The organism is Flavobacterium sp. WC2421 (assembly GCF_040822115.1).
In the GTDB taxonomy this organism is placed as follows: domain Bacteria; phylum Bacteroidota; class Bacteroidia; order Flavobacteriales; family Flavobacteriaceae; genus Flavobacterium.
The window spans coordinates 2,408,139-2,423,172 of sequence record NZ_CP162004.1 but is presented as its reverse complement, the minus strand read 5'-3'; the positions used below and the strand labels follow the sequence as shown (position 1 = coordinate 2,423,172).

The window sequence follows — 15,034 nt, the reverse complement described above, 5'->3', positions numbered from 1 at the left end:
CCAATGAAAATTTCACAAGAAAAACATATCAAGTTCTATGAACAGCAAATCAAAGCCGAAGAAGATGAATGGCGCAGATATGCTGATACAGCAATGAATAATCTCATACAAGAAAAAAGAGTATTCATTGGAAGAATTTGGGGTATTCAAGAAAATCAAGGTAATATTATATTACGGTTTAAAGAAGGCCAGGTTCCACGAATAAAGCAACCTTACTTCTTAGGACTTGTAGGAGCAGACTCTTCTCCAAATCCCCTGTTATGGAACTACTCTTATAAAACTTTTCGAGAGTCAATGCAACCACGATATTACTCCGGTATTAACGCAGATATTTATACTGTTTCTTATTGGAAAACAGAAGAAAACTGGTCCTACATTATTGTTTCAGGTTTCGAAGTGGGTTTGTTAAATATCATAAAAGAAAAATATTTAAATAATAAAATACATCCATTGATTGTAATCGCAGAAACAGACCCTCCGGTTGATTATTTAATCAAGTTGAAGGAGTATGTGGCAACGAAGGACGAAGATGAGATACTAAACTTAAATTTAGCGGTTTGTGAGGAAATGTGGCAACCAACGAATCTGGACAATGCAAATAACATTACATCACAAGTCATTAAATTAGTTGACAAACAGAAAACAACATTAATACAAGGTCCTCCTGGTACGGGTAAATCCTATTTAGCTGCCGAACTATGCGATTATTACCTAAATAAAGGTAAATCAATTTGCATAACGGCCCTAACCAATAAAGCTTTAATGGAGATTGCATCAAAAAACGGTTTATACAGCCCCCTAAATTATGGTAAAGTATACAAGACTAACCTAACAGGAGATGAACAAAAAGAAATACCCAAGCTCCGAAAAGCAGAATCGTTTTTACCACATCGAGGAGAACTTCTTTTATCTACTTATTATAAATTAGCACAAAAACAAGCGAAACTAATAGAAGATGGTGAGCGATTTGACTTAATGATAATTGAAGAAGCATCACAGGCTTTTTTAGCAACAATTGGCATGTTTAGCACTATAGCATCAAAAGTAATAATAATTGGTGACCATAAACAGCTTACACCAATTGCAAAAAAAACAGAAGATGCAAAATTAATACATCCTAAAATTGAAGGGGTCATTAATGGGCTTCAAACCTATGCTTTTAATAACAGTGAACTTTCATATCGTTTAACTAAAACAAGAAGATTAACATCTGACGCTTCAAGATTAACTGGTATGTATTATAATAATATTCTTGAAAGCATTTCAGATATAGAAGGTAAAACTGATTTTAAATCAATGTATAATTCCCTATTTCACAATAACGGTGGAGTAACTATTGCTAAACTATCAACTTCCAAATCTGGTTTTACAGAAAAAGAGTTGCTAAATTTCATTTGTCAATTATCAAAAGAGATCTTGGAAAACAATCCTAAATTTGAAATTGCAGTCTTAACACCTTATAAGGATGTTGAATCAAGTTTGTATACACAATACAGTAAACTTTCGCATGATTACAAGAATATTACGATAAGCACCGTGCACAAAATTCAGGGATTAACTTCCGATTTAACCATTTTATATTTACCCCTTAATCTCCCTCCTTTCGACTTAAATGAGAACCTATTTAATGTAGCGACAAGCCGCGCTACAAAAGGAACTTTGATAATTACCTATGAGCACATTGATCTAGCTAGTGCTGCTTCAATAGAAACAAAACAGTTTATTAAAAGCTGTAATGATGTGAGTGTAAGGTTTAAGGAAGTGTTTGTAAAAAGATTATCAAAGGACATTATTGCTTAACCATCAAATAATATATATTACATAGAAATGATTAAAACTAATTTAGATTTAAATATCATAAACATCAAACAATTAATTGATGAAAATTACAACACGTATAAAAGCCCAAGCAGAATAACTAGTGATTATCGTGGTGAAAAAGGATTGACAGAAGCTTATAATGGTCGTCAATTATTGGAAATGTTACAAAATGCCGATGATGCCCAAACAGATAAAGTGCTTTTACATTTAGATACAGAAAACACCATTTTAACTATTGCGAATAATGGAATTCCTTTTGACATAAAAGGATTAGGTTCTTTAATGTTGGCCAATAATAGTCCAAAAAACAAAAGAGATTTTATAGGTAACAAAGGGTTAGGATTTCGTTCTATATTAAATTGGGTTGAAGTTGTTAAAATCAAAACCAAAGAATGTGTTTTAGAGTTTTCTAAAGAAATTGCTAGAAAACAATTCGAACAATTAATTCCTGATAGTAACGCACGTAAGCAAATCATTGAGAATGAAAAAGATTTACCTATAGGTGATGTACCATTTGCAGTGTTAGCTATACCCGATTTTAAAGAAAATATTGAAACTCAAGTTTGGGAAACAATTGTAGAACTTAAATACAAAAAAGACGAAGAAGGTAAAATTCTCGAACAACTAAAAACCATTACTCCTGAGGTGTTACTGTTTCTTAATCATACAACCAATATCCAAATTGCTGGTGCTGGTTCTATTGACAAAGAATTAGTCCTTACACCTTCAAGAGACAAAGTAGATAGAACATTAACCGTTAATTATATCACCTGGAACCTTTTTGATAGTGGAGAGCTAAATTTACCCAACAACTTAGAAAAATTTTATAAATACAAAATTGCTTGGCAAAACGATTTAAGTGATAAAGAAACGCGCTTTGCAACGTATTTCCCAACCCAGGTGGCAACGCATTTACCGTATTTAATCCACGCCACATTCGACTTAGATCCATCTCGTAATCATTTAAACAAAAGTGATGACAATGACTATATATTAATTCAAATTGCAGAATCACTTAAGGAAATTGCCAGTACCGAAATTGTAAACAAAGACAATCCCGATTGGAGAGCCTTAGACTTCTTAACAGTAGATGGAAAAAGTGAAAACTTGCTATTAGACGCTTTTTTTCAAAATATTGAAAGTGCCAAATCCGAATTAGCTATTTACCCTACAGTTAATGGGTTTTACAAAAAAATAAATGAGGTGAAATTTTATGGGAATGATTTTTCTGAATGGGTTATAGAAAATAAACTAGAAATATATTTTCCAGATTTATTATTGCCTGTTCATTCAAATAGAACAGCAATAAAGTACAAAATTACTTCTAAATATACACTGGAAGAATGGAAATCAATATTCGAAATCGTTACACACAAAATAGTGAGCATTGACGAAAGGGTTAAATTAATTAAGCTTTTGACTGCAGATACATTTAAAGATCTTCACGGTTATTATTTACCCCTTTTATTAGACGATAAAGAAAAACCTGTTTCTAGTGATTTTGAAACCTATATCCTAAAAAAAGCAGACACAGACTCATACCAAATTCAGGATTATGTAAAAATTGCATTTATTGATGCTGCTTTTTATTCTAAATTAGAAAATGCATTTAATGATGAAATTGAAAAAGGTAGAGCTAATCCTACCGAACATAAATCTAGGGCTTTAAAGAAAATTATTTCTACTATTGTAAATTTTGGTTCGAATGATATAACCGATGTCGTTAGAAATATTACTCGAGCATTTAATAATAAAGTTGAAGAGGATGCATCTAATGCGCAAGAATTGGTAAAACCATTTATCAATTCATTATTCCAAATATTCAAACAAAAAAAAGACGGTGAAAAGACAACCGTAGACAACATTCAAGTTATAAATAGAAATGGTAATTTAGTGTTATGTTCAGATGTTTTTTTGGGTAATGAATACCAATATGGTAAAATAACTGAAAACTTATTCGAAGGTATTTTTGAAGATAATAATTACCTTATTGGAAATGAATTTTGGAATTTAGATATTGAACATCAAAGTGCAGATTACTTGGATAGTTTTTTTTTATGGTTAGGTGTAATTAAATATTCTAAACTTAAAAAAAACATACAAACAGTTAATCAATGGGGTGGTTTTGATGCTTTTTCTAAATTCGTTTTAATAAAAATTGGAGCACCAGAATTTTATACCACAATAAAATATGAAGTAGAACAAGTTGATTTTTTTGATGATTTAATCTCAAAAAAAATGAATCTTGAAAAAGTAATAGCTTGGATAATACTAGATAAAAAACTACTTGCTAAAATAGATTATGAAATCAATAATGAAACATTCACCTATTCTTATGGTAACATAACACGACCAATTGTTTCAAAACCTTCCTACTTTCTTTATCAAATAACTAAAGCTAAAGTATTTGAAAATGTATTTGTGGATTTTGAGTATGCCGACTTTTTAGGTTTAAAATCAGTTAATCCAAAACATTCAACATTTGTAGAATTGGGTATAGCTGACACTACCGTCATGGATACGCTAAAAAAGTTAGGAGCAAAAATGTCCTTTAACGATCTAACTAATGAAGCAGTGTATATGCTTCTGGACAGTTTAAAAGCAAAAAATATTGAGTCCAAAAATGCACGTAAAGTATACCAACAAGCATTTAGCTATTTTAGAAACAATAAAGAAATAGATTATCAATTATTAAAAAAACAAACGCATTTACTAGCAGTAAAAAACGATAAAAGAGAATACAAACCTACACAAGAAGTTTATTACAGCGACAATACAACGCTACCTTCTAAAATCATCGAAGATTTCTGGATATTTGATTTTCCTAAACGAAGCGGTGAAAAACAATTGGCTGAATATTTTGGTATTAAAACGTTTAAAGACATTAATATCGAAATACAAGAAAAAAATATTTTATACCATACAAAAGTAGAAGAATTCAATGCTTGGTTCGATAAAATTAAACCCTATTTAATAACCTATCGCTTAAATAATATTAAGATCATAGAATTAACTAATACCGCTGTAAATGCAATCAAAAATTGTTCAATCAAAATTGTTTCGTCACTAGATTATACAATTAATGGTAGTGATTCTAAGGCGTTACTTCCTAATGAATTTATAAATAATGATAAACATGTTTTTTATATTGGTGCAGATTCAAATCTAAATCTGGAACAATTAAAAGATACGCCGGCATTCTGTGAAGCATTTTCTGAAATTTTGTGTGTATTGTTTGAAGTAAATGAAAATAAAGATGACTTTAGAGCTATTTTCAAGGATAAAGAACACTTGAAAGATACCAAGTATCTAATTGAAACAAAAATGCTTTTAGATAAATATGAGGAAGCATGCCAACTATTGGGATTATCAAAAAATGAAATGCTTTTTTGGAAAGCTATAACAGAAGGAAAAATCAATAATTTCCCAGAGATAATTTCAAATACTTATCAACTACAAAGCATTATTACTTTAGCATTAGATTATGAATTACCTGATTATTATAATGCAGTGAATTTCGACACATTCAATAACCAACAATCATTTAATTTCATTAATGACATCTGCACTTCACAAAATATTTCACTAACCGTAATCAAAACCAGGCTTGATGGTTTTCCTGCATTAAAGAATTATCACTTAGAAAGATTTAAACAAACAGCCATAGATTTAGAAATATATTGGAATAAAGCTTGCTGGTTAGAACTTTCAGTTAAACCAATAGAAGAACAAGTAACATTTGAAAATAAAAGAAATCTTTATTTACAAAAAAGGCAAGGGCTAATCGAAAAATTAGCAGAACAGCATAGCTGGACTAATGTAGTAGATTATGACGAGATATTAATCAATAATTTGTCATCAGAATTTAACATTAGTATTCAAAAAGAAAAATTAGCCGATATCAACTTGGAGTATAAATACCAAGAAATACTATCCCAAAATAATATTAATACTGAAGAGTTAAATTCTGATCTCAAAAGTTTACTGTTTTTTGAAGGACATGAAGAAGTGTTAAAAACTAAATTTGCTGAACTAATTAAACAAGAAACGGAAACGAACGAAAATGCTAATGCCGAACCAGTTACAATGGAATCAGTAGTTGCAATAATAACTTCTATTGGTATGGGTAATGCTCCTGCAAACAAAGCTAATATAGGCTTGGGCAATAAAAAAGGTGGGACACATTCTCAAAAAAAGGAATTACAAAACAAGAAAGCAGGAAAAAGAGCTGAAAAATTAGTTCGTGATAAATTACGAGAATTATATCCAGAGGGAGAAATTAGATGGATATCCGGAAACTCCGAAGACAATAGTTTAAAATTAGATGATAGTAAAGGTTTCGACATTAGTTATAAAAAAAATAAAACTGATGAACATTGGAAATACCTGGAAGTAAAATCTAGCTCTTCAGGACATAGTTTTATAATAAGTGCGAATGAAGTAGCTGTTGGTATTGAAAATAAACAAAACTACCATTTGGCATTAGTGAATGGTTTAAATATAAATTTTGTTGAGGATTTTTTCTTAAACGAAACTAGATTAGCAGAATTCAATGCTTTAAGAAATAGTGCTTCTATTCGACCTCTTGATTATGAGGTGTTTTATAATACACCAAAAACTAATCGTAAATCTGAGGTTAAAATTGAAGATGTCATAAATGATTGTGACAAAGAAATAGTACAAGAAATAGTATAAGGAATCGAATAACTCAAAAAAGGATGAACCAAAAAATTATATTTTTCCCCATATTTGTATTTAACTGGCATTTACCTAACCCATCTAAAACTAACCTTTAGCTATGTTACCATTACAACAAGCCTACGAAGTAAAACACTCCATTCTGGAATACCTTAAAGCGACATTTAGTTTTAAGGACAAAGTGGTGCACAAAGCATTTTATGATTTTATTACTCAGGAAGAAGAAGGAATTTTCAAGGGCCCTTATGTATCCATAAAATTACCTTTCGTTACGGCTAATAGTGAGGATATAATTCCATTAGACATAAAACCCAATTTTCCGCCCTACGACCATCAATACAAGTCCTTCCAAAGACTAAATACAATAAATGATAACATCCCAAAATCAACATTAATTACAACTGGAACTTCATCTGGTAAAACGGAATGTTTTTTATATCCAATACTTGATTTTTGTCATAAAAATAATCACCGTCCAGGTATAAAAGTGGTCATTTTATATCCAATGAATGCCTTAGCAACGGATCAGGCGAAACGTCTGGCAGAAGCTATATATAGTGACCCATTGCTAAAAGGAAAAATAACTGCAGGCTTATTTATTGGAGAAGGAAAAGACAAGGCTAAATACCCCACTAGCATGGGAAAAGACCATATCATCGAAAACCGGGATAGTATCTTGGATAGTCCACCGGATATTTTATTAACTAACTTTAAAATGTTGGATTATGCTTTAATGCGTGCAAAATTCCATAACCTTTGGAGTTATAACTTGGAAGACCCTTCCCTATTGCAATTCTTGGTATTGGATGAATTACATACTTACGATGGGGCGCAAGGAACAGATGTGGCCAACTTAATAAGACGATTAAAGCTAAAACTAAACATAGCTAAAGGTCAAATATGCGCTGTAGGAACATCGGCAACAATTGGATCAGGTGACGACTCCAAAAGACTACTTTGCGAATATGCCGAGAAAGTATTTGGGGAAGAGTTTAAAGAAGAAGCAATTATTACAGAAAACAGAGTTACAGTCGATGATTTCTTTGAAGTAACAGCCGACAAACTTGAAATATTTATACCGCGTCAAATTGCGTTACTAGAAAGTAGATTACAAGAAAATGAAACTTACGAAAACTACATCAATCGTCAAAAAAGATTATGGCAATTACCCGAATCTATCGATGCTGTTACACTGGGAAAAGAACTTAAAAAATTAAAAATTGTAAAAGATTTAATCGCTTTAACGAGTACAAATATTAAATCATTAAGTCAATTATTATACGACCTATCAGATGCAAATGCTGAATTCAAAACCCTCGCCGAATGGGATGAAGCAAACGAGTTAAATCCGCGTGAAGAAGTTATCAATTCTATTGTGGCTTTAATCAGTGAAGCTAAAATAGGAAAAGAAAAAAAATTTCCGCTGTTATTCATTCAAATACAAATATGGATACGAGAACTTAGCGGTGTCCTCAGAGAAACAACGGAAACTCCAAAATTTACTTGGAAAGACAAGGTTGCAGGTGAAAATGATCCTAGTGCATTACCAGCTTATTTCTGCAGAGATTGTGGTTCTAGCGGTTGGATAGGTAATAAAGATGATAATAAAAATCAATTTGATTTAGACATCCTAAAAGTGTATGAAAACTTTTTTGGAAACCATAAAAACATCTATTTCATCAATACAACTAATCACAAACACATTGATGAATATGAACCAACTAATACTATAAACGATTATGTAGGATCAAAAACATTACAACTTCAAGAAAAAGAGGGAATAAATGCCTTTAAAATTCAAGCTGTTAGAAAAATAAACAACAACTATTCAAAACATTTTTGTCCAGAATGCAATTCTGAAAACACCCTGAGTATTATTGGTACCAAGATAGCCACACTATCATCGATTACAGTAAGCCAAGTACTGTCATCAGATCTTGACCCTCGAATAGATAAGTACCGTAAAATCCTGGCATTTACCAATAGCGTTCAAGACGCGGCACACCAAGCGGGTTTCGTGGAAGCAAGAAACTATCGTTTCACTTTTCGTTCATCTCTTCAAAAAGTGATTAATGAACTCAATAAACCGATTACTTTAGAGGACCTTCAAAAAGAATTTATTAGCTATTGGAAGAAAAATTCAGATGAAACAAATGAAAATAACGATTTAGCTTATTACTATCGCTTTTTTCCAGAAGACTATAAAAATAAGGCAGATATTGATAAAGACTATAGGATAGGTAGCCAGTTCACAGAAGATTTTAAAAAAGAGTTTGATGAACGTATGCGTTGGGAAATCGTTGCAGAATATGGATACAATGCCATTATTGGGCGAACACTTGAAAAATCGGGAGCTTCGGCTGTGAAATTTGATGAAGAAAAAATACAATTAATTTTTCCATTAATGCAAGACTGGCTAAGTCAAAATAATTTATTAACCATAACCGAAGAAGACTTATTGCCATTCATTAATGGAATTTTACATCGTATTCGAATACGTGGTGGTATAAATCACGAATATTTAAACAAATCCAGAACAGGCAGATTAACTAGTTATGAACTTAATTGGATAAAAGATCCTAGACATTTCCTAAATAAAATGTTTGGCAAAAGATCTAGGTTTCCTAAAGTCATATCAGCAAATAAACAATCTGGTGAAATTATTGACACTACTTTTACCAACACCAATAATTGGTACAGAAGTTATTTCAGAAAATCGTTCCATACGGCATCAGATTATCAAGCTATTACTAACGAGTTCTATACCAAATTACTGGGATGCTTAGTAGAGGCTAAAATAATGGATAAAATAGAATTGGATGGTAATAACAACTACACGATACTTACCAATGCCATCATTATTGAAAATAAAGTTCAAAAACACTTATGTATTGACTGTGGTTCTTTTTTAAATGTGGCTGCATCAGACACTACAACGAAAGGTACCAAATGCTTAGATTACACCTGTGCTAAAGGGGTATATGAGCCAGACACAAAACAAAAACCAAATTATTACCAGTTAGTATACAACCGTAATCGTTCTCCTAGAATCTATGCTGCAGAACACACTGGAATTTTGGAAAGAAAAGACCGTGAAAACAAAGAAATTGATTTCAAAGAGCGACCTAATTTCAACTCTTTAAACGCCATTGTTGCTACTTCAACATTAGAGATGGGTATTGATATAGGAACATTAAATACCGCAATAAACAATGCTGTACCACCGATGACATCTAATTTTCTACAAAGAGTTGGGCGTGCTGGAAGGTCTTCTGGAACGGCTATGATTGTTACATTTGCACAAAGTAAAGCACACGATCTTTTCTATTTTGAGGAACCTTCAGATATGATGGAAGGTGAAATAGCGACACCAGGCTGTTATCTTGAAGCAAAAGAAATTTTATATAGACACTTTTTAGCATTTTGCCTCGACAATTGGGCATCTACAGATCCTATAAACAATACCATTCCTGGTAAAATTATAGCATTGCGACTTTCAAATGCGGATCTAACAACATCTGAATTTATTATCAACAGAATTATTTCATACATCAAATCGAATGAACAGGCTTTAGTGAATCGATTTATCGACTTTTACAAACCTGATATCAATGAAGATAGCAAAGTATTGGAAAATCTAAAATCTTTTTTAGCAGAAGATACGTTTTACGAAAGGATAAAAAGTGTATTCAAAAAAGTAAAAGAAGAACTAATCAGTATTCAAAAGAAGAGAAAAGAAATTGATGAAATCATCAAAAAAAATAATTTACCCGAAACCGACGAAGAAAGAAAGCTTTTAGAAGGAGATAAAAAAGCATTAGCTGGATTACGTAAAATTATTGAAAAACGTGCTATTCTGGAGCACATGACTAATGTTGGCTTATTGCCTAACTATGCATTTCCTGAAACTGGTGTAACACTAAACGCTTGGGTGAATGCAAACAGTGCTAAAGCTAGTAATAGTTTGCCTACGAATAAACAGTTCGAGATAATCAGGTCATCAAATGTAGCTATCAGAGAATTAGCACCTGATAATTTATTTTATTCCCAGGGTTATAAATTAGCCATTTCAGGATTAAATACCTTCGACTGGAAAGACCCTGGAGTATTGGTAAAAAAACGCTTTTGTTCCAATTGTGACCATATTGCTGAAAATGCCACTGCAACGGAAACTAATTGCCCCAAATGCGGCGATAACTCTTGGTCTTCTGCGAAAAACCAACATATTTTCGTGAAAATTAGTGGGGTGAAATCAGTCAATACAAGAGAAAATGCCTCTTTAGATGATAGTAGTGATGACAGAGATGTGATCCGCTATAAATTATCGAAACATATTAATTTTGACTACAACTCTTTCCAAGGGGCTTGGGGGATGAAAAATATTCCATTTGGTATTGAATATGTTAAAAATGTAAAAGTTACAGAAATTAATTTAGGCCTATCATCAGTGACGGATGCAAATAAAATTACCATAAATCAACAAGAAGAGATTCCGAATCATGGGTTTGTGACCTGCAAACATTGTGGAAAAAGCAGCTCAACCCCTCACAAAATAAAATTTGATAGAAACTTCAAATTCCATTATGGATACTGCAAACATAAAGACTCTGACTACCAAGGCAAAACGGATGATGTTTTTGAGGAAGTTTTCCTGTTTAGAGAGATGAATACAGAAGCTTTAAAAGTATTACTCCCTGTCCAGGATCTAGAAAGTGAAGCGCAAGTAAATATGTTTAAAGCAGGTTTAGAATTAGGTTTAAAAAAATATTACAAAGGAAATCCGCAACATCTCAATATTGTAAACTATTCAGAATTCAATAAACAAAACAGCCGTTTTGATAAATATCTTGTTATTCTAGACAATATTCCAGGAGGTACTGGGTATTTAGAAAAGCTTTTCAATCCTTCAGAATTTACGGAAGTAATTAAAAAGGCTTACGACGCAATCAAGCAATGCAGTTGCCAACACAAGGGGAAAGATGGCTGCTATCGTTGTATTTACACCTACTCCAATCAATTTATTCAAAATGACTTAAGTAGGAATAATGCTGAATTATTATTCAAAAAAATAGTGGATAATTCAAGTGGTTGGGAACCCTACACAACTGGTTTAGGTTCATTATCCGGTAATGGGCAAATTGAAGAAAGCGAACTTGAAGAACGATTTATCAGAAGTTTAAGGAATTACTGTGTAAAAAGTCAAGAACAAGGTTTTATACTAGAAAACTATATAGAGGATGCTATTATAAATTATAAATTAAAAGTAGTTAATGGAGATTATAGTTTCTACTATGTCATAAGACCACAATTTGAATTAGGACCAGCTGAAGGAGTAAAATACAAAACACGTTCTGATTTTTATATTTCTTTGACATGTGTTGAAAAAGATGGCGTTTCTTTGAGTGAAGAAAAAGTTTCTAGTGTAAAGAATATTGCGGTCTATCTCGATGGATATACCTACCACGCCACAAAAGAAAATTGCCGTTTTTATAATGATTTGCAAAAACGAAATGCAATAGTAGAATCTGGAGATAAAATTACATGGTCGCTTTCATGGTCAGATATAGAAAAATTCGATGCTATCGAAAAAGTAAATGATCCGCTTTCGAAACAATTCAAAAGAGATACTTTATCGGTTGATAGTACAAAGTATAATACTACAATTGACATTTACAAAAGAATACCCTACTGGAGTAAATACAATAGTGATTTTATGTTAACCAAGAACTCAATGGAACGATTATGCTGGTTACTTGCTAATCCATTGGAAGAACAGTTTACAAAACAAAAAATAGCTTTAGTTCTAGAAGTACAACAAACCACATTTGCTACTCCATCAACTGAAGAAAATGAACTAAATGCCATTTTAAATAAGCCATCAGTTATAATTGATCAAACAATTCAGGCTGCAAATAAAAACCAAGGAAATTTCTATAACCTTCCAGATCATCACTTAAATTATGATTTTGCAAGTTTAGTTTTTGGTATTAGATTAAATGATCTAAAAATCAAAGGTGCATTTAGTGTTACTGAGTTGCAAGAAAATCTCGAAAAAGAAAACTGGGAGAAGTTTTGGCAACTTTATAATTTAATTCAGCAAGATTGTATACTCGTTAACGAAACTAACGACGAGGTAATACAATCAATTAATCCGATAGATCAGATTGGTAAATATGATTGCTTAAAATACCACGAAGAGGACTTGCACGAAATTGTAAAACAATTGATTGACAACAATATTCCATTTAATGAAGAAGGAGGTTTTTTTATAGAATATGAAGGTATCTATGCTGAAGCTATGTTTGGATTTGAAAATCAAAAAATAGTAATTCAACCGCTTTCTAATGAGGATAGAAAAGTATTTAAAGCAGCTGGTTACAAAGAAATAAATAGTAATGAATTTAAAATAAGCGAAATAATATGATGAAGCTTTTTATTCACGATAAATGTATGGAGCAATTATTTGCATTACCAAAACCCGTACAAAAAAAGGTCCTTGAATTTCAAAGAAAATTTAGAGAAAACTCGAAGTCGAGTGCAATTAATTTTGAAGCAATTTCAACTTTCAAGGACCAGCAATTAAGAACAGCAAGAATTGATGATAAATACAGAGCGATTGTAAAAGCTCCAGAAACAGGAGATAACTACTATTTACTTTGGGTTGACAATCATGATGAAGCGATGGACTGGGCAAAAAACAAAGTCTTTTATTGGAATGACAACACCGATTCTGCCCAAATATTTACGGCTCCAGAAACAAATATTGTAAAACAAAAAGTACACGATTCAATAAAAACACCGCACTTATTTGATGGCTATTCAGACGAACAGTTACTACATATTGGGGTACCATCGCAAACATTAATTTTGGTTCGCAGTTTAAAAGATTTAAATGAATTAGGGGATAGTGAAAAATACATTCCTAATGACGCTTTTGAAAATCTATTCTACATAACGGAAGGACTTAATATTGAACTTTTAATTGCTGAAATTAATGAAGGAAAATCTATTGCCGAAGAAATAGAGGCAAAAGCGAACAGCATTAATAACAAGAGAAATTTTGTTGAAGTTGATGACGACTTAATGTCCGAAATCATTAATGGAGATTTAAGCAAATGGCAAATATACCTGCACCCTTCACAACGTAAATTAGTGGAACCTGATTTTAAAGGATCAGTAAGAGTAACTGGTGGTGCTGGTACAGGAAAAACTGTAGTTGCCCTTCACAGATTAAAAAAACTAACTTCAATCCTAATTGATAGTGATGACAGAAAAGTTTTATTCACAACTTTCACAAATGCACTAACGCAAAACTTAACGCTTCTAGCTGATAAATTATCTATAGATAAAAGTAAAATAGTAATAACCAATATTGATACATTAGTCAGAGATTTAGCAAAAGAATATAATCTGGTTGATAAAAATGTTAGAATATTAGATTTCTATAATTCAAAATCAAGTTATGACCTTTGGGATGATTTCCTCGAACAAAATTTAACCGAATTTGACACCTTATTCCTAACGAAAGAGTATCAAAACGTAATCTTGTTTAATGATATTAAAAACTTGGAAGATTACCTAAAAGTAAGCAGAATAGGTCGCGGTAAACCAATTTCCAGAAAAATAAAAATGGAGGTTTGGGAATTAGTTGAAAAGTACATTCACAAAAAGAAAAAGGAGAGTTATGTTGACAGAGCTGAATTATTTAATTTGGTAACAAACCACTTAAAATCAGCTACTGAAAGACCGTTCAAAAACGTAATTACTGATGAAGTTCAGGATTTATCTAATATCGAGCTTCGATTTCTAAGAGCATTAGTAGAAGAAAAAGCTAATGATTTGTTTTTGGTAGGAGATCCGTATCAAAAAATTTATGCACGTAAAATAAATTTCACAGCTGCAGGTATTTCTATTAGAGGAAACCGTAGCAAACAATTAAAAATAAATTATAGAACTTCAGAAGAGATAAAACGTCTAGCGGTGACCGCAGTTAAAGGTATAAACTATGATGATTTTGATGGAGAAACTGAAAAGTTAAATGGTTATTTATCCTTATTTCATGGAGAACAACCAACCTATGAGGTATATAAAACCAAATCCGATGAAATTAATGCTATCATTAATCATATTGGTGAGTTAAAAGAAAAAGGCTTTAAGTTGAACGATATAGTATTGGCTTTTAGAACAAAAGAGGCTTTAAAAGAGGTAAAAACAGCATTACATAAAAGTAAAATTCCTTTTACTGATAATGCAGCAGTAGGAAACAGTAATTCAGGAATTATACTATCAACATTCCATGGTCTAAAGGGATTAGAATTTAAGGCGGTAATACTTTGTGACGTAAACAACAGAACAGTACCACTAATGATCCAAAAAATGGACACCATGGAACAACAAGAAAAGGAAGACTATTTAAACAGCGAGAAATCACTTTTATATGTTGCGATGACAAGGGCAATAAGCGTTTTGAAAATAGCCGGAACAGGGATAAAATCGGAATTAATAAATATTTAAT

General features: G+C 31.8%; 4 protein-coding genes. All 4 read left to right on the top strand.

Annotated features, from left to right (window positions below; translation table 11 throughout):
* The first annotated feature begins 3 nt into the window (after positions 1–3).
* The 4 genes from AB3G33_RS10465 (at position 4) to AB3G33_RS10450 (ending at position 15,033) form a co-directional block, all read left to right on the top strand.
* Entirely contained in the window at positions 4–1,800 is a 1,797-nt protein-coding gene (locus AB3G33_RS10465) for an AAA domain-containing protein (protein WP_367769066.1), read from the top strand.
* A gap of 27 nt (positions 1,801–1,827) precedes the next feature.
* A complete protein-coding gene (locus AB3G33_RS10460) occupies positions 1,828–6,516 on the top strand; it encodes a DUF3883 domain-containing protein (RefSeq protein ID WP_367769064.1) in 4,689 nt (1,562 codons plus the stop codon).
* Positions 6,517–6,619: 103 nt separating this feature from the next.
* The gene (locus tag AB3G33_RS10455) at positions 6,620–12,943 is read left to right on the top strand and encodes a DEAD/DEAH box helicase (RefSeq protein WP_367769061.1); all 6,324 of its coding nucleotides are present in this window, start codon (positions 6,620–6,622) and stop codon (positions 12,941–12,943) included.
* A complete protein-coding gene (locus tag AB3G33_RS10450) occupies positions 12,940–15,033 on the top strand; it encodes a UvrD-helicase domain-containing protein (RefSeq protein WP_367769059.1) in 2,094 nt (697 codons plus the stop codon). The genes AB3G33_RS10455 and AB3G33_RS10450 overlap by 4 nt, the downstream gene beginning before the upstream one ends.
* Position 15,034 lies beyond the last annotated feature (1 nt).

Coding starts and splice junctions, on each gene's coding strand:
- AB3G33_RS10455 (WP_367769061.1), top strand. CDS start 6,620: ATGTTACCATTACAACAAGCCTACGAAGTAAAACACTCCATTCTGGAA.
- AB3G33_RS10465 (WP_367769066.1), top strand. CDS start 4: ATGAAAATTTCACAAGAAAAACATATCAAGTTCTATGAACAGCAAATC.
- AB3G33_RS10450 (WP_367769059.1), top strand. CDS start 12,940: ATGATGAAGCTTTTTATTCACGATAAATGTATGGAGCAATTATTTGCA.
- AB3G33_RS10460 (WP_367769064.1), top strand. CDS start 1,828: ATGATTAAAACTAATTTAGATTTAAATATCATAAACATCAAACAATTA.